General features: G+C 58.0%; 16 protein-coding genes. 9 read left to right on the top strand and 7 right to left on the bottom strand.

The genetic code is table 11. From position 1 onward, the window contains the following. Positions 1–140 precede the first annotated feature (140 nt). A complete protein-coding gene (locus PMX72_RS04545; RefSeq protein WP_271729574.1) occupies positions 141–629 on the bottom strand; it encodes a GNAT family N-acetyltransferase in 489 nt (162 codons plus the stop codon). 76 nt (positions 630–705) lie between these two features. Between PMX72_RS04545 and PMX72_RS04550 the strand changes: the two genes are divergently transcribed. Further along, positions 706–1002 carry a hypothetical protein gene (locus PMX72_RS04550; RefSeq protein ID WP_271729573.1) on the top strand — a complete coding sequence of 99 codons (297 nt, stop codon included), beginning with the start codon at positions 706–708 and terminating at the stop codon, positions 1000–1002. Positions 1003–1069: 67 nt separating this feature from the next. Here the strand turns inward: PMX72_RS04550 and PMX72_RS04555 are convergent, their stop codons facing one another. Then, positions 1070–1774, bottom strand: coding sequence for a class I SAM-dependent methyltransferase (locus tag PMX72_RS04555; protein ID WP_271729572.1), 705 nt, complete (start codon positions 1772–1774; stop codon positions 1070–1072). Between the two features lie 341 nt (positions 1775–2115). On the opposite strand from PMX72_RS04555, the gene PMX72_RS04560 reads away from it, so the two are divergent. The 4 genes from PMX72_RS04560 to PMX72_RS04575 all read left to right on the top strand — a co-directional run bounded on the left by PMX72_RS04560 (position 2116) and on the right by PMX72_RS04575 (position 6990). Continuing rightward, positions 2116–2241 carry a hypothetical protein gene (locus PMX72_RS04560; protein WP_271729571.1) on the top strand — a complete coding sequence of 42 codons (126 nt, stop codon included), beginning with the start codon at positions 2116–2118 and terminating at the stop codon, positions 2239–2241. A gap of 354 nt (positions 2242–2595) precedes the next feature. Beyond that, a complete protein-coding gene (locus tag PMX72_RS04565; protein ID WP_271729570.1) occupies positions 2596–3435 on the top strand; it encodes a transporter substrate-binding domain-containing protein in 840 nt (279 codons plus the stop codon). Between the two features lie 12 nt (positions 3436–3447). Then, the gene (locus PMX72_RS04570) at positions 3448–6531 is read left to right on the top strand and encodes a mechanosensitive ion channel domain-containing protein (protein WP_271729569.1); all 3084 of its coding nucleotides are present in this window, start codon (positions 3448–3450) and stop codon (positions 6529–6531) included. Positions 6532–6591: 60 nt separating this feature from the next. Beyond that, positions 6592–6990: a hypothetical protein gene (locus PMX72_RS04575; protein ID WP_271729568.1), complete on the top strand. Its 399-nt coding sequence runs from the start codon at positions 6592–6594 to the stop codon at positions 6988–6990. A gap of 188 nt (positions 6991–7178) precedes the next feature. On the opposite strand, the gene PMX72_RS04580 is transcribed toward PMX72_RS04575, so the two are convergent. Next, the gene (locus PMX72_RS04580) at positions 7179–8114 is read right to left on the bottom strand and encodes a LysR family transcriptional regulator (RefSeq protein WP_271729567.1); all 936 of its coding nucleotides are present in this window, start codon (positions 8112–8114) and stop codon (positions 7179–7181) included. Between the two features lie 196 nt (positions 8115–8310). Here PMX72_RS04580 and PMX72_RS04585 point away from each other — a divergent pair, with 196 nt between their 5' ends. Continuing rightward, positions 8311–8712: a hypothetical protein gene (locus PMX72_RS04585; protein ID WP_271729566.1), complete on the top strand. Its 402-nt coding sequence runs from the start codon at positions 8311–8313 to the stop codon at positions 8710–8712. Between the two features lie 128 nt (positions 8713–8840). On the opposite strand, the gene PMX72_RS04590 is transcribed toward PMX72_RS04585, so the two are convergent. Further along, complete coding sequence (locus PMX72_RS04590) at positions 8841–9656, bottom strand: putative RNA methyltransferase (RefSeq protein WP_271729565.1); 816 nt, start codon at positions 9654–9656, stop codon at positions 8841–8843. 236 nt (positions 9657–9892) lie between these two features. Between PMX72_RS04590 and PMX72_RS04595 the strand changes: the two genes are divergently transcribed. Continuing rightward, positions 9893–11275 carry an MATE family efflux transporter gene (locus PMX72_RS04595; RefSeq protein ID WP_271729564.1) on the top strand — a complete coding sequence of 461 codons (1383 nt, stop codon included), beginning with the start codon at positions 9893–9895 and terminating at the stop codon, positions 11273–11275. A 29-nt stretch (positions 11276–11304) separates the two neighbouring features. Here the strand turns inward: PMX72_RS04595 and PMX72_RS04600 are convergent, their stop codons facing one another. Then, positions 11305–12171 (bottom strand): LysR family transcriptional regulator, encoded by an 867-nt coding sequence (locus PMX72_RS04600; RefSeq protein WP_271729563.1) that lies wholly within the window; start codon positions 12169–12171, stop codon positions 11305–11307. 158 nt (positions 12172–12329) lie between these two features. On the opposite strand from PMX72_RS04600, the gene PMX72_RS04605 reads away from it, so the two are divergent. Then, positions 12330–13232: a DMT family transporter gene (locus PMX72_RS04605; RefSeq protein ID WP_271729562.1), complete on the top strand. Its 903-nt coding sequence runs from the start codon at positions 12330–12332 to the stop codon at positions 13230–13232. 88 nt (positions 13233–13320) lie between these two features. Continuing rightward, on the top strand, positions 13321–14046 hold the full coding sequence (locus tag PMX72_RS04610; protein WP_271729561.1) for a uracil-DNA glycosylase: 726 nt from the start codon (positions 13321–13323) through the stop codon (positions 14044–14046). Between the two features lie 50 nt (positions 14047–14096). Here PMX72_RS04610 and PMX72_RS04615 read toward each other — a convergent pair whose 3' ends face one another. Both PMX72_RS04615 and PMX72_RS04620 read right to left on the bottom strand, forming a co-directional pair. Then, positions 14097–14777: an SDR family NAD(P)-dependent oxidoreductase gene (locus PMX72_RS04615; protein ID WP_117842964.1), complete on the bottom strand. Its 681-nt coding sequence runs from the start codon at positions 14775–14777 to the stop codon at positions 14097–14099. 9 nt (positions 14778–14786) lie between these two features. Then, positions 14787–15509, bottom strand: a complete 723-nt coding sequence (locus PMX72_RS04620; RefSeq protein ID WP_233541151.1) for a VUT family protein — start codon at positions 15507–15509, stop codon at positions 14787–14789. Positions 15510–15644: the final 135 nt, after the last annotated feature.

A 15644-nucleotide genomic window follows, 5' to 3' on the forward strand; every position in this document is an offset into this window, starting at 1 on the left:
AGCCGGCACCTCCCCTTTTTGTCCGCCCGGACTCATCTGGGCGGTAACAACGCGAGCCCCACAACGACGCGTTTTACCAAAAATGGCCCCACTCGAGGCCATTTTTTATTTGAGCTGGGTGACGATACGTGCCTTGGCTCCTACGCCTCGCGCAGCCAATCAAACGCGACACGCGGCGTACCGTCCGACACATATACGATACCGGCGCGCTTAAACCCGGCCTTGGCGATGGCACCCTGCATGGGCAAGTTGTCCTTGTGCGTGTCGATACGCAGATGGTCGGCGCGTTCCTTGGCAAAGGCAAACATCGCAACCGCGATACCGTGCACGGTATCGTCGGATGCCACGCGATGCAGCACATGGTATGGAGCGTCGCTGCGCCAGGCGCCGTCCTCAATGACGTCATAGCACTCGTCCGGCCCCGGCAAAAGGGCAAACGTCGCCACCACGCGACCGTCGACTTCGCACACGTAACTGCCATCAGCGGCAATATCGGCAGCCAGCTGCTCGGCCGAAGGCGTGCCCTCGGGCCACTGCGTGGCGTTGCCATGTGCGCGCATAAAGGCGCGGGCCGCGTCATAGATAGCCATGACGACGGGAATGTCGGTATCGAGGGTTTTTCTGATCATCACGCGGCGACCTCACGTTTATTGGTATCACTTTGATTGAGCAATGATACCAACGTTTGGAGAGGGTGCGAAGCAGATGGGGAGCAAGAAGCGAGCCGCCTGGTCAAAGGCCAAAAGCGAGTTTTTGGGCGCTGCCACCGGCGGCGATATGAGCGACCTGTTTGCGCGCGAGGGCGAGCGCCGCGACGCCCTGGGCGCCGAGCGCGATGAGGCCTGGCGCTACAAGTCGTGCGAGCGCAAAAACCGTTACGACACACGCGCCGAGGCCGAAGCAGTTATGGCCGACTGCGAAAACCGCGGGCGGCGTGGTTTGGCCTGCTACAAATGCGAATACTGCGGCGGATGGCATTTGACGTCGCATCCCTGGAAATAGGGCCTGCGTCGGCGCGGCGCTGACGCAGCGGCACGGCACCGGCGCAGCGCCGGCCATCGCACACAAGCTACGGGCGCGGCGGCACCAAAACATCGTAACGAACGGCTTTGCCCGCAAGCTGATAGCTCGGCTTAACGCCGGCAAGCAGCGGCCCCTTCACCGGCCGCTTGATAACGACCTTGCGCGGCCGCACCGCAAGCGCAGCTTCGACCAGTGTCTCTTCATCGGCGCACGGCTGCTCCAAATGGTGCAGGAGTTGGAACTTCTTTTTGACCGCCGCGCTCTTGGTGCGCTCGGGAAACATGGGGTCCAGGTACACCACGTCGGGAGCCGTAAGCTCACCCTGCTCGATTAGCTCAGCCGTATGGCGAAGGCCGGCAATGCTGTCCTCGCCCGCATGCAAGTGCATGCGCGCCACGGCATCCGCAAGTGCCGGATCATCTGCCGCTCGATCCAAAGCATCCTGCAGCAGCGCCGCGATCACGCAATCCTGCTCATACAGATCGACGGTAAAGCCCGCGGCCGCTAGCAGCAGCGAGTCCTCGCCAAAGCCTGCCGTAGCGTCAATCGCCCAGGGGCTCTCAATGCCTTTTGTGCGCGCGGCCTTCACCAACAGCTCTTGCTGCAGACGGCCCTGCTTGAGCCGTGGGCGCATGCGGGCAAAATCGGCACGCAGCTCCATCGTGCCGTCGGTGAGCGTGAGCCCCTCGGGCTTCTCGGTCAGCTCTAGCCCTGCGGCCCGAGCAACAGAAAAGGGATCGACGACGCCCATGGGCACTCCTTCACAAGCAAAACGGATACGCAGGCGCCGTGTCCGTCGGCACCCAGCCGTTCGTTATTGTCCCACATGCGACATGGCCCACAGCATCCCAATGCAAAGCACCGCCATCAATCCCGTGCACACGGCAGCGATCACAGAATCGCTCATGCGCCTTCCCAACGACCGCGACTCGCGCACTTGCTCTGTTCCGTACATCATGGCTCCTCCTTAGACCAGCTCCTTGTTACGATTCCATCATCGCAGCGCTGCGCATGAGCTGCCATCGATTTGGCTTACGCCCGGCTTTCCTTTTTGAAAGGTTGAGGTGCGCAGGCCCCAAGCGCTTTCAGGCCGTGCTTACCCTTCCCGCTCTCGGCGGCAGCGTCGTTAACATCGGTGCCTTTGCCATCGTGGTGTACGACCTGCTCTTTGTTCAGCAGGCTCACGCCGTTACGGCCGAGAACAAGGATCGCCTGTAGGTACCCGTCTGCCACAGCCCCCTGCAATCAAGCAGCCAACATGGGCCGATCGCACCACAATGCGATCAGCCCTTTACGTTTGCCCAGATAAAACCTGCCAAAACAAACCTGTCCCTTTTTGGCAGGTTGTTAGCTGTGGCGGTACTCGGCGATGATGAAGTCGGTATCGGTCTGAAGGGCGTCCAGGACCTAACGCCCATCGCAGAATGCGAGCATCTATTTAGCGGTAAAGCACCAAATCCCGTCAGGTATTGTCCTCCACCTCAACCCTCCGTTTACCCGCCGCTTCGCGACTATTCCATACTTGCCCGTCCATATCATTAAAGGACTGAACATTCGTCGTGAGGAATGCAAATGGACCATTCAGTCACACGCCGAAAGGCCTGCCGGTTGGCAATCTCGGCAGCCGGAGCCACACTGGCAGCCGTGGTACTGTCAGCCTGCTCGAACAGCGCTTCCGGCATGTCCGGCAAGGCCAGGCTGAACGTAGGCGTCCGCTCGGATATCGTCGGGTTTAGCGAACGTAATCCCAACAACGGCAAGTACTACGGATTCGAAATCGACCTCGCCAACGAGTTGGCAAACCGTCTTGGCTATGGAGGCTGTTCGTTTACATCCGTAACGCCCGAGACGCGCGAAGAAATGCTCTCGTCGGGAAAAGTCGATTGCCTGATCGCGTGCTACTCGATAAGCGACGAACGCAAAAAGCTGTTTGACTTCTCTGCCGCCTATTACACCGACTCGGTAATTCTTGTTGTCGAAAATACATCGCTCATTCAATCCTTCTCCCAGCTTAAGGGCGGAACAATTGGCACGGTATCCGGAACAAACGCTGCACCTCAACTTGCCGCGAAGTTTTTGGAGCTGGGGCTTTCGGACGGCATCCCCCGGCAGCAGGATGCCAAGAGCGGCAACATTGACTACGACACATGGCATCTGAGCCAATATGCAAGCTACGCCGAGCTTTCCCACGCATTGGAATCCGGCGACGTCGACGCCATGGCGACCGATGGCGCAATTGCCAAAACCTATCTCGATGGCGAGCGCACCGTCCTGCCCGATTTTGGCATCAACCCACAGCGCTACGCTGTCGCAACGCAGAAGGGCTCCGAGCTTTCACCCAAGATTGCCGCCGAAGTACGCTCAATGCTCAAAGACAAAACAATCGATACGCTCATCCAGAAATGGAACTAAGGAAGTCCACCCATGTCCAAGCGACTAAAACAGAAGTCCGTGGCGCTTGCCATTGCCGTAGCCGTCTGCACGTTAGCGATGGGACTCCTACTCGCCTCGATGCAAACGCGTCTATCGCAAGAGGAATACGCTTTGGAATTCGATCGCGTTGCCGCTGAACTCCCCGATCTCGTTAAAACGGCTCAGTCGGAAACGAAAGACAACACCCAAGCATTTGATGACTTGTATCGTACGCGTGCCGCAAGCATCGCATTTATGGCGGCCAACAATGCCGGTTATGAAGCGACCGATGCCAAAATGGCCGAGTTCAAGGACCTGCTCAAGGTCGATAACGTTCTCATTACCCGACGTGACGGCTCCATCATCGCCAAAGCGGCTGACACCAAAGCCGATTTCAGCCGCGCCCGCTTTAACCAGCTACGTCAGTGCTTCGAGACCGGCAAGCCCTCCGATCCAGTTGAGATCGATCTTCCCGATCAAGACTGGGTCATGCGATACTATGCCGCCAAAATCGATGACGACACCATGGTCATCGTAGAGCAAAATCCCCAAGAGCTGCACGCCCTTGTCAAGGACACCGGCTCGACCGAGAGCATGCTCAAGAACATCTCGCTCGGCAGCCACGGATATGTCCTCGCCGTATCGGCAAAAACGCACCTGATCACCTACCATCCCGATCAGAACATGATAGGTACCGATGCGCTCGACAACGGCATCGACATGGGCAATCTTGAGGACGGCAAGACATTCATCACTTCCGTCAAAAACACAAGCCTGTATTGTCGCGTCAAGTTGGTCGATGACACCTATTACATTCTCGCCATTCCCGAAAGCGATACCGCCTCCGCGCGCAACATCACCGTGGGTGTCATCCTCTTTGCCTTCATCACAATCGTCGCCGCCGTGGCACTCTATGACCTGTTTGTCCTAGCGGATGACGAACATGACGACCACGGGCATCGCGAATACGTCAAGATCGGTCGCGGCCTTCGGTTTAGCCCCTCCGTGGGCAGGCGCGCAACAGCCTTGTCCATTGCAGGACTCGTCTTACTTTTGGCAGTAACCTTCTATATGCAAACGCTCTTTGCCCTTTCGAGCCAGGTGACGGTCAATCGAGAGCGCTTAGAGCAGATCGATCAAACGCTCAAAAATAATGCGCTGCGCGAGGATGAACTTACGAGCCAATATAGCGAGCACTATGCCACTGCCTGCCACATTATCGCCTACATCATTGAGCACAATCCAGAGCTCGCCACGCGAGCCGACCTGCACAGCTTGGCAAAAACGTTCAACATCGAGTCAATTTATCTCTACGACGGCGACGGCAATATGACGATCTCGAGCACGTCGCAGCGATCCTACAGCCTTTCGACCAAGTACGGTGACTCCTCCTACGAGTTCCGCTCGCTTTTGGGCGGCAAGGATGAATATATACAGCCCCTCTCTATCAACAGAACCACCGGCGAGACATATCAGTACATCGGAGTCGCACTCTACGATCAGGATGGCATTGCAGACGGAATCGTGCAGATTGCCGTGCGCCCCATGCGCTTAGAAGAAATGCTCAAGAGCACCAAGATCGACGCGGTGCTCGATGGCATCAAGGCGGGCGCCGGAGGCTTCGCCTTTGCAATCGAGAAAAAAGACGGTACCGTCGCATATCATCCCAACGACCTTCTTTTGGGGAAAAAGGCATCCGAAATAGGACTGACTGACGAGCAGCTTGCAGACGGCTTTAGCGACTTCGTCTACATCGACAACCAAAAACTCTACGCCTCCCGCTTGGAGACTGGTGACTATTACGTTTACGTCGCAGCACCCGAAGACTCTTTTATGCACCAGCGCGTTCCGCTCACCATCGCAACCGGAGTTATCGCCGCCATTTGCTTTGCCCTTATCTACCCGTTGCTGACACTCGACACCATAAAAGTCGAAGAAAAGCGTTCGAAGCGCGAAGACGATTTCGCGACAAGGCGGCACAACATCACCGTCACGACGCCCGACGGCCGTGTCAAACACAGCGAAAGCGCCATTGGCCGATGGCTCAACATCTCCTTTAAATGGGAGGACAAAACCCCCGAGCAAAAACTCGGCACAGTCCTTAGATGGTTTACCGGCATCGCGGTGTTTATCGTCTTTTTGGCCGTCTTGCTTAAAGACGCTCTGTTTGGCCCGAATTCGGTATTTACCTATATCCTAGGTAACGACTGGCAGCACGGTCTCAACATATTCGCGCTCACCGCTTCAATCATGTACGCCTGTGTGGCTCTCACAGTGTGCGCTATCGCGCAGGCGCTTCTTCGCATGTTGTCCAATGTGCTTGGAGCGCGCGGCGAGACGATATGCCGACTTCTCTCGAGCCTGACAAAATACGGGACTCTCATCGCTATGCTCTATTGGTGCCTCGGTGTTTTGGGTGTCGATACCGCAACGCTTTTAGCCTCGGCAGGCATCATCACGCTCGCCGTCTCCTTTGGAGCCAAAGACCTCATCACGGATATCTTATGCGGGCTCTTTATTATCTTTGAAGGCGAGTTCCGCGTTGGAGACGTCATCTCGGTTGGCGGCAATACCGGCACCGTTATGGAGATTGGCGTGCGAACCACAAAGATCAATGACGGCAACGGCAATGTTCTGCTCCTGCGCAACAGCTCGATTTCGAATGTCACCAACATGACCAAACTTAATTCTTACGCCAGTATAGATATCACCATCCCGGTGGGAGAATCTCTACCCTATGTCGAAAAGGTGCTTAAAGACGAGCTCAAAAGCGTGCATGACCGCGTTCCCGCCATTATCGATGGCCCCTTCTACAAGGGCGTGGTCGACCTTAGCAGCGCCGCTATGACCATTCGCGTCGTCGCCACCTGCAAGGAGACCGATCGCGGCGGCGTCATGCGTTCTTTGCGCCGTGAGGTAAAGCTCATGCTTTCCCGCCGCGACATCGCCCCCTATCAACTCGTTTTCGATCATTGCGATGCCGACGAGTCCGCCTCAAGGGAAGCTACCGCTGAAGAACTCGCCGAAGCGGACGAGTTTAGCGAAGAGCAGAAACTCGCCTCGCAAGACCTGGGTAATGAACCTACCAATCAGTAATTCATGGCACCGGGCAACACCCGCACGGCGCCATTAAGGCTCAAGGGAAAGGAACTGAACATGAGCAACAATCGTAAAGTCCTAAAGGTCATGTCCATCATCTATGTAGTGGGAGGTATTTTTAGCATCGCCGCGGGCGCGTTGGCGCTCACTGCAGCTTCGGGCGACGCCAGCGGCGATCTCTCGGTCTACAGCGTTGTCGTCATCGTGATGGGCATCGTCGAAATCATCGCTGCCGCGTTGGGCATCCGCGCCTCAAATAACCCCAGCAAGATTGGTGTCGTTTGGGTCTGGGCTATCATTTGCCTGGTATGCGCCGTTGTGAGCCTGCTGCTTTCCGAGCCCTTCTTGGGCGGAGTCGGCACCAGCGCCACCGATGTTACCGCCGTGGTCGTAAGTGCCGTGTACTTCGTTTTCGCCAACCGCGTTAAAAAGGAAAGCCAGGAGCACCTGAGCTAGGGTATCTGACCTGCCTGCGCAGAGCGCCGTATATGAAAACCGCCCTCCGTTTCTCGAGCAGACAAGAAACGGAGGGCGGTTTGCTGTGGATAGTCTTTGCATTCATTCGGTTGCCACGGCACGGCACAATCGACAGCATAATGCCAGACACGACCGGGCCGACAGCGGCAAGCGCGTCAACAAATGTGCTAGCGAGCAGCAGACCCGTTGGCACAGCCCACCATGCGAATCAAGTAGTTCTCTACGACGTGATAAGCTTGGGACTTTTCATCTTTAAGGGAAACTAAGCACACCGGAACCGTCAGGGCCCCTTCGCCCACAATGGGAACAATCTCAAACCCACTTGCAACCTGACCGGGAACGGGAAGAATGGCATTTAAGAAATAGCCGCGCTCGGCCGTCAAAAACGCCCCAACTTGAGCGGGGCTATCGATAACGCGCGTCTCACCTAGGACATCGTGGCTATTGTACTGCCAAAAAATCGAGTTGTTAAAGCTATCGAACGCAGTCGACTGTCCCACCGGATAGGAGCTCAGATCAGCCACAGTCACAAAGGGCCTCTTGCCGAGCGGATGGTCGGCAGCGACGAAAATACCCGTGGGCAGAGTTCCCAGCTGTTCGCAGTCATCATTGGTATTGTCATATGTACCCACCGTAAGCAAGGCATCAAGGCCGCCCTGCTCGAGCTCCTGCTGGGCAACTCCGGGATGCACAGTGCAAAACTTCACCCGCACGCGCACACCACGCATGATAAGCGCAGATAGCCCCTTATATAGCTTATCCTCGTTATCGAATGCGGGAGCGCACAGGCCAATCGAGAGTTCCGGCATCGCTTGCGGACCAGAGGCCGACGAGACGGTCAGGTCGCATCCAGACGGGTCAAAGTTTTCAACCTCGCGATATGCTTCGACGGCGGGGCGAGCCTTGGCATAAAAGCTGCGGCCGGCCTGAGTCGGCCTGACACCGCTACTTCCACGCTCAAAAAACTGAACGTTAAAAAACTGCTCGAGCTCGCTAATTGACTTGGAAATGGCCTGAACGGTCACGTTGCGCTGTTGCGCCGCAGCAGTAAAACTCTTCGTCTCGAATACGGCGACAAAATAGCCAACCTGCTTGATATTCACCATTCACCTCTAAAAAATGCACAGTTTAATCCAGTTAAACAAAAACCTAGCACAGCGCAAGTGCCATCCCTGTCATGAGCGGAGCATTCAACTATTGGATGAACGTACACAGCACCTGGTTGAATTACAATATGCTTCGCGACATGCGTCATGCGTGCGCATCAAATACGTCATGTCCACTTCGAAAGGACCAGCTATGAGCTACACTCGCAAGACACTCAAAATACTTGCCCTCATTTACTTTGTTTTGGGCATCGCCAGCCTCGTCATCGCCGGCGTCGGCATCGCCAACGGCAGCCTCGATTCCAAGTATGGGTCGAACGCCATGCTCGCCGCGGCCGTACTTGTCATCAAAGGTCTTGTCGATCTTGCAGCAGGCGTCGCCGGCATCAAGGGCGCCAACAAGCCCTCGCAGGTGGATGGCGCGTTTAAGCTCGGCATCGTTGCCGCAATCGCCACGATTGCGCAGGCCGTGCTCACGCTTCCCGCACTCGGCGGCAGCGCCGTCAATATCGGCGCCTTTGTCATCGTGGTCTACGACCTGTTCTTTGTTCAGCAGGCGCACGCCGTCAAGGCCGAGAACAAGGACCGCCTGTAAGCGCTCGCTTCTCTTAGCCTCTGCAGCCAAGCAACTAAAAAGGGCCGATCGCGCAGCAACGCGGTCGGCCCTTTACGTTTGCCCAGATAAAACCTGCCAAAATAAACCTGTCCCTTTTTGGCAGGTTGTTAGCTGTGGCGGTACTCGGCGATGATGAAGTCGATACCGGTCTGAAGGGTGTCCAGGTTTGCCAGGCGCTCTTTGTCGGCAGGGCGCGTGCGGTAGTAGTACGGCGTCATCTGGAACACCGCCTCGATGTCGGCCTGCGTCTGGAGCGTAATGTTCGCAGATACCCGTTGCGTTCCCACCAACTCGAGCTCGGTCGTCTTCGGCAGCTTCTCGTCGTTGAGATATGGCGTGTCGTAGAGCACCTCCTTGAGCCCAAAGAGATGACGGGCACCCGGTATAACGGTATAGAGCGAGCCCTCGGGTGCCAGCACGCGGGCAAACTCACGCTCGTTAAAGGGAGCAAAGAGCTCGGACACCATATCGAAGGTGCCATCGGCCACGGGGATGTCCTTCATGTTGGCCACGAAGTAGGTCGCATCGCCGCGCTTGGCGGCCAGACGTACCATCTCTTTGCCCAGGTCGAACCCATAAGCATCCACGCCCGGCACCGCACCCATGGCGCTGGTGTAGTAGCCCTCGCCACAGCAAATATCGAGCAAGGTCAGCTGCTTGTCCGTAGACACCCCGTGCTCTGCCGCCCGCGCGCGCACCAGCTCGACCATCGCATCGCGCAACGGCGCATAGTAACCGCGGTTCAGAAAGTCACGACGGCTGCGCGCCTGCGACTTGGGATCGCCCATGGAGTCGCCGCTCTTGGACGAGCGCAGCAGATACAGATAGCCCTCGCGCGCACGGTCAAACCGGTGTCCGCCCGCGCACACAGCACCGCGCTCGTCGTCCACCAAAGGCTCATGGCAAACGGGACACAACAACATGGCAACTCCTTAGCGCGAACAACACAACGCCCACCATTGTCGCACGCCTCCCCCGCCTCGTCATTGGGGACGTTCTTGTTCGACTAGTCATTTAAGAACGTCCCCAATGACTAGTCTGAAGGAGTGTCCCCAGCTGCCGGCAGAAAAGGAACGTCCCTAAGTGCCGACTGGATGCATTAGGAGTATCATCGTCTGCGCAAATAAGGAGCGAATCGCATATTAGAGATTGAGAGCGTATGACTGATACCGCGTCCAAGCACATTGACATGACCACCGGCTCGCTGTGGCGCAATATTCCCCTGTTCGCCTTTCCCGTCGCCGCCACGAGCATCCTTGAGCAGCTGTCGAACCTCATCGCCACGGTCATCATCGGTAACTTCTCGGGCGACCAGGGAACCCTCGCCATGGCGGCGGTCGGCTCCAATGTTCCGCTTACCAGTCTTATGATCAACCTGTTTATTGGGCTGTCGCTTGGCTCCAACGTGGTCATCGCCAACGCCATCGGCCGCAACGATCAGAACATGGTCAAGCGCGCCGTCCATACCTCGATTCTGATGGCACTCGTGGGCTTTGTCGTCATCGCACTGGGCGAGATCTTTGCCGAGCCCATGCTCGCCGCGCTCAACGTCCCTGACGAAACCATGCCGCTCGCATCGCTCTACCTGCGCGTCTTTTTGCTCAGCATGCCCTCGATCTTGCTCTACAACTTTGAGGCCGCAATCTTCCGCTCCGTCGGCATCACCCGCATGCCGCTGCAGGCGCTTGCCGTGTCCACCGTCCTCAACATTGGCCTGGACCTCATCTTTGTCCCCGTGCTCCACTGGGGCGTCGCGGGTGTCGCCATCGCCACCGCCATCGCCTATACCGTCAGCGCAGTCACGCTCTTTATCCGTCTGCTCAAGACCGATTCCGTCGTCCGCGTCACCCTGCGCGATCTGGCTATCGACCCCGTCGCCCTCAAGCGCATCGTTAAGATCGGCCTGCCCGCCGGCATCCAAAGCGCCGTCTTTGCCGTCGCTAACATCATCATCCAGTCCGCCATCAACAGCTTGGGCACCGAGGTCATGGCGGCATCCAGCGCTGCCATGAGTCTGGAGTATGTGTGCTACAACCTGCTCAACAGCTTTAGCCAGGCTTGCACCACCTTTGTGGGACAAAACCACGGTGCCCGCCAGATCGACCGCTGCACCAAAACGCTCAAGGTCTGCCTGGTCGAAGGCGGTATCGTCGCACTCACCACCATCGTCATCATCGTCGGTCTGGGGCGCGAGATCCTGGCGCTCTTTAACAGCGATCCCAACATCGTCTCGATCGGCTATATCCGTGTGTGCTCGATCTTCCCGGCATACGCCTTTAGCATGTTCTACGAGAATATGTCCGGCTACCTGCGCGGCTTTGGCATCTCGCTCATGCCCGCCCTCATCACCATGATCTGTGTCTGCGGCATCCGCTTCTACTGGGTATTCTGCGTGTTCCCGCACTTCCGCACCTTTGCGAACATCATGATGGTCTACCCCATCAGCCTGGGCACCACAGCGTTCTTTATGGTCGTGGCGGTATTGCTCTGCCATCCGGCACGCACCTATCGTCTGGCGCAAGCCAAGACTGGGGCGCGCTAGACACATCCAACAAGGTGGCGCATCGGCAACTAGCTCACGATATGTGAGCTCATGTAGTCGATAAAGCGCCTCGTGGCGATCGGCATGGTATCCCAGCTGCGCCAGGCTGCCACGACGTCGCGTGAGGGAGCGTGCACGATGGGACGCACGCAAATATCAGCCTGCATGCCCTCGACCGTACGCCGGTAGAGCATGCTCACGCCGAGGCCCTCCTCCACCATCGCCATAATGGTGTAGTCGTCGGTAACCTCACTTGTCACGTGCGGGGACAGCCCGTGCGCCGCGAATGCATCGAGCACCAGGCTCTGCTCGCCCTCATCCAGCAGCACAAACGGTTCGGACGCCAGGTCGGCAAGCGTCACCTTTTCCTTTGCCGCCAGTGGATGGACGGCTGGCAACAGCGCCACCAGCTCGTCGTGATAGACCACGCGTTTCTCGAGCCCCTCGGTAAATCCACGCGCCGTAAAGCAAAAGTCAACCACGCCATCGTGCACCCACTGGGCGTTGCGCGTGTAATCGCCCTGCTTGAGGGTAAAGCGCACGCCCGGATGCAGGGCCCCAAAGTCGCGGATCACGCGCGGCAACACAGTACGACTCACGTTGGTAAACGTCGCAATGCGAATGTCGGTCGACGAAAGCCCCAGCAACTCCTGGCGCTTGCCCTCGAGCTCGGCCTCGGCCGTTACGATCTGGCGCAGATACGGCAGATACTGTTTGCCGTCGCGCGTAAGCGAGACGCCCTGCTTGCCACGCTCGATAATCGTGGTGCCCAGCTCGCGCTCGAGCGCCTTGACGGCCTGGCTCACCGCGCTTTGCGTATAGCCCAGCGCGTCGGCGGCACGTTTCAGGCTGCCGCAATCGACCACCATACATACAATCTGATACCGCGATGCCATCGTGCCTCCACATCGATGTAGCCGTAAAACGTTTTGCCAGGGCTTTTTCTTCCAACATTAGTATTTCTTAATCATACTGAAGATACATTCGCTTTACTACATCCATATCTGGGAGCAGAATCCTTTTTGCGAAACCGTTCTGTAACAAAAGGAGTCCCATGGATCGCAAAAAAGCAATCGCGCTCTCATTTTCCGTTCCCGTCGCATGGGGCTTTTCGTACCCCCTCATGAAGATCGGCATGGACAGCATGAACGCCACGAGCATCGTCGCGCTGCGCTGCGTCATCGCTTTTGCGGCCTGCCTGCTGCTCTTCCACAAGCACGCGGTGCGCATCAACCGTGACCTGATGGTCCGCGCCGCCATCATCGGCGCCATCATGGCAACCGAGATCACCTGCATGTGCCTGGGCTCCAGCCTCACCTCCGCCTCCACCGCCGGCTTTTTGCAGAGCCTGACGGTCGTAATCGTGCCGTTTGCCAACGCGGCCCTGCTGCGTCGCGCCCCCGAGCGCAAGGTGCTCATCGGCACCGCCGTCGTCACCTGCGGCATGTTGCTGCTCTCGGGCGCCGACTTTACCAGCCTGAATCCCGGCGCGATCATCATGCTGCTCTCGGCCTTTATCTATGCCGGCCACATTATCATCGCCAAGCGCTTTGTCGAAGAAGTCGATTCGCTGGCTCTGGGCGTTTGGCAGCTGGGCTTCGGCGGCTTGTTCTCGGGTATCGCCGCATTTACCTTTGGCGGCTTCACGCTTCCCGGCACGCCGGGCGAGGTCGTAGTCGTCGTTGCCCTCGCACTCATCTGCTCTGCCTACGGCTTTATCACCCAGACGCTCGTGCAGCCCCACGTGCCTGCCGAGACCACCGGCTTCGCCTTCTCGCTCGAGCCGGTCTGCTCCGCCGTCTTCTCGTTCTTCCTGGTCGGCGAGGTCCTGAGCCCCATCGCCTTCTTTGGCGCCGCCCTCATCCTCACCGGTGTCATGGTGGCAACCGTCGAGCTTCCTCGTCTTCGCGCACATGAACACGCTCGCATGGCAGGAGCGCCCGAGCGCGTCTCGTAGACCCCACTCTTCATACAGCCGTGGCATAAAGGCAACCGGTGCGCCTTTACAATAGATGCCAACAGAGCATCTGCCATAAAGGAGCCCCATGGACACCGCAACCCGCGACCGCAACATAGCAACTTGGTTGGGCGATGCGCCGCAGCCGGTACGTGACACGACGAACCAGCTGCTCGAGCGCATCGCCCTTTTACGTGCCGAGCAGACTATCTACCCGGCACAAGACGACATCCTCAATGCCCTCGCCTACACGCCGGCAGACCAAGCCAAAGTTGTCATCTTGGGTCAAGACCCCTATCACGGACCCAACCAGGCCATGGGGCTTTCGTTCTCGGTCCCCGCGACGCAAACCAAACTGCCGCCGAGCCTGCGCAACATCTATAAGGAACTCAGCGCCGATCTGGGCTGCCCCATCCCCGCCACGGGAGACCTGACCCCATGGGCACAACAGGGCGTCCTGCTCCTCAACACTACGCTCACCGTGCGCGAGCATGCCGCCAATTCGCACGCCAAGCTGGGCTGGAGCACGCTCACCGACTATATTATCGAACGCTGCTGCCAGCTGCCCCAACCGGTAGTCTTTTTGGCATGGGGTCGCTTTGCCCAGCAGATGGTCGAGGGCAAGCTCGCCGCGACCGGCGCGAGAAAGGCAACCGGCAAGTTCTGTCTGGCCTCCACGCATCCCTCACCGCTTTCGGCCAACCGTGCCACGGCAGAACTCCCCGCTTTTATGGGGTCGCGCCCCTTCTCCGCTGCCAATCGGCTACTCGAGCAGTACGGCTCGACCCCCGTCAACTGGACTTGCCTCGGCTAAAAATCAATACATCAAAAACGCGCCCGACGGATTTCCATCGGACGCGTTTCCTATTCGGGCCAAATAAATTGTGTGCGGCCGGCCTCGCCGCCATCGATCAGCAGGCTCTGCCCGGTCATAAACCGGTTGGTCACGCCCACAAAGTAGATCCACTCGGCGATCTCTTGGGCGGTGGCCCAGCGTTTAAGCGGCGTGAGCTCCATAATCTGGTTCCACAGGTGCTCGTCTTCCATCACGCAACGATTGAGCGGCGTGATAACGCCGCCCGGGTCCACACTGTTGGCGATGGCCTGCGGCGCCAGGCGGTTTGCAAGGTTCTTGGTGTAGGCGATAACGCCACCCTTGCTGGCAGCATAGGCGGGAAACTCCGATCCCGTATGTCCGCTCGCCGACCCCACATTGACCACGGATTGGATAGCAGGCGCCGGCTTGGCGGCAAGCCCCTCTCCCACAAAGGCGTAGCGCTCGGTCACGTTGATGGTGCCACGCAGGTTGGCGGCAATGTCATCGGCCGAATCCTGCGTACCGGCAACGTTCACGATTACCTGAGGCTCAAGGTCGCCTGGAAACGAGTTAGGCTCGCGTACATCAACGATCAGATGGCGGTAGCGCTCGTGCTCAACCGTCGCCGGCAGCAGGTCAAAGCCCACGACCTCGTGGCCCTCGTCCAAAAAGCGCTGCACGCACGCGGCTCCGATACCGCCCGAAGCGCCCGTGATCAAAACCCGCATACTTGCTCCTTAGGCGGTTGCGTGACGCTCGAGATACTCGGCACCCACGTTCTCGCGCTCCCAGCCGCGCACGACCTTGTAGCCCACGGGGCTCAGGAAGACCTCGCACAGCAGCTCGGCAACAGCGCCGGTCAGCGAGCACATAAGGACCTGCACCCAGGTCCAACCAAAGAACGTATGGCTCACCACAATGGCAAAGACCAGATTGTCGATAAACTGGCCAACACCCGTGGACACATAGGAGCGGAAGGCAAAGCTCGCAAAGTTATTCTTTTTGAGCATACGGCCGAGCGACTGGTTGAGCGTGGAGTTCACCACGGCAGAAACGAGCATTGCCAGCGAAGAGCCCAACACCACGTACCAGGTGCCGCCGATGGTGGCGTTAAGGGCGGTGTTGACCTCGATCATGCCCGTGTCATAGTAGGCGCCCCACATGCCGGGCGTGAGCGAGCACAGCCAAAAGCACAGGCTTACGGCCAGGTTGACCGCCAGCGCGAGGATAGAGATTTTGATGGATGCCTTGGCGCCAAAACGCTTGCAGATCATGTCCTGGCACAAAAACGAGACCCAGCTCACCACAAAGCCGCAGTCGAGCGCCAGATATGGCAGGCTGATAAGCTCTTTGTTGGCCAGCAGGTTCATCATGATGACACTCACGAAAAACAGCGAAACCGTTGCCGCGGGAATGCTCCGCAACAGGACCTTGTAGTCCTCCATGACCTTCTTGATCATTATGTACTCCTTTGGTTTTAGGTTTAACGAGCAGGATATCGGACCCGAACTGCTCGGACGTCACGGGCTTGAGACGACGATGGGTATAATAGCCGCTCACACGGCATCAGGCAAGCAAACGACGCGGCAGCCCCA

This window comes from Collinsella aerofaciens (assembly GCF_028207065.1).
Lineage (GTDB): Bacteria > Actinomycetota > Coriobacteriia > Coriobacteriales > Coriobacteriaceae > Collinsella > Collinsella aerofaciens_AR.

What these genes read in the sequence shown, in the direction of transcription:
- PMX72_RS04585 (WP_271729566.1), top strand. Translation starts at nt 8,311, where the DNA reads ATGAGCTACACTCGCAAGACACTCAAAATACTTGCCCTCATTTACTTT.
- PMX72_RS04565 (WP_271729570.1), top strand. Translation starts at nt 2,596, where the DNA reads ATGGACCATTCAGTCACACGCCGAAAGGCCTGCCGGTTGGCAATCTCG.
- PMX72_RS04545 (WP_271729574.1), bottom strand. Translation starts at nt 629, where the DNA reads ATGATCAGAAAAACCCTCGATACCGACATTCCCGTCGTCATGGCTATC.
- PMX72_RS04605 (WP_271729562.1), top strand. Translation starts at nt 12,330, where the DNA reads ATGGATCGCAAAAAAGCAATCGCGCTCTCATTTTCCGTTCCCGTCGCA.
- PMX72_RS04555 (WP_271729572.1), bottom strand. Translation starts at nt 1,774, where the DNA reads ATGGGCGTCGTCGATCCCTTTTCTGTTGCTCGGGCCGCAGGGCTAGAG.
- PMX72_RS04595 (WP_271729564.1), top strand. Translation starts at nt 9,893, where the DNA reads ATGACTGATACCGCGTCCAAGCACATTGACATGACCACCGGCTCGCTG.
- PMX72_RS04550 (WP_271729573.1), top strand. Translation starts at nt 706, where the DNA reads ATGGGGAGCAAGAAGCGAGCCGCCTGGTCAAAGGCCAAAAGCGAGTTT.
- PMX72_RS04620 (WP_233541151.1), bottom strand. Translation starts at nt 15,509, where the DNA reads ATGATCAAGAAGGTCATGGAGGACTACAAGGTCCTGTTGCGGAGCATT.
- PMX72_RS04590 (WP_271729565.1), bottom strand. Translation starts at nt 9,656, where the DNA reads ATGTTGTTGTGTCCCGTTTGCCATGAGCCTTTGGTGGACGACGAGCGC.
- PMX72_RS04610 (WP_271729561.1), top strand. Translation starts at nt 13,321, where the DNA reads ATGGACACCGCAACCCGCGACCGCAACATAGCAACTTGGTTGGGCGAT.
- PMX72_RS04575 (WP_271729568.1), top strand. Translation starts at nt 6,592, where the DNA reads ATGAGCAACAATCGTAAAGTCCTAAAGGTCATGTCCATCATCTATGTA.
- PMX72_RS04570 (WP_271729569.1), top strand. Translation starts at nt 3,448, where the DNA reads ATGTCCAAGCGACTAAAACAGAAGTCCGTGGCGCTTGCCATTGCCGTA.
- PMX72_RS04600 (WP_271729563.1), bottom strand. Translation starts at nt 12,171, where the DNA reads ATGGCATCGCGGTATCAGATTGTATGTATGGTGGTCGATTGCGGCAGC.
- PMX72_RS04615 (WP_117842964.1), bottom strand. Translation starts at nt 14,777, where the DNA reads ATGCGGGTTTTGATCACGGGCGCTTCGGGCGGTATCGGAGCCGCGTGC.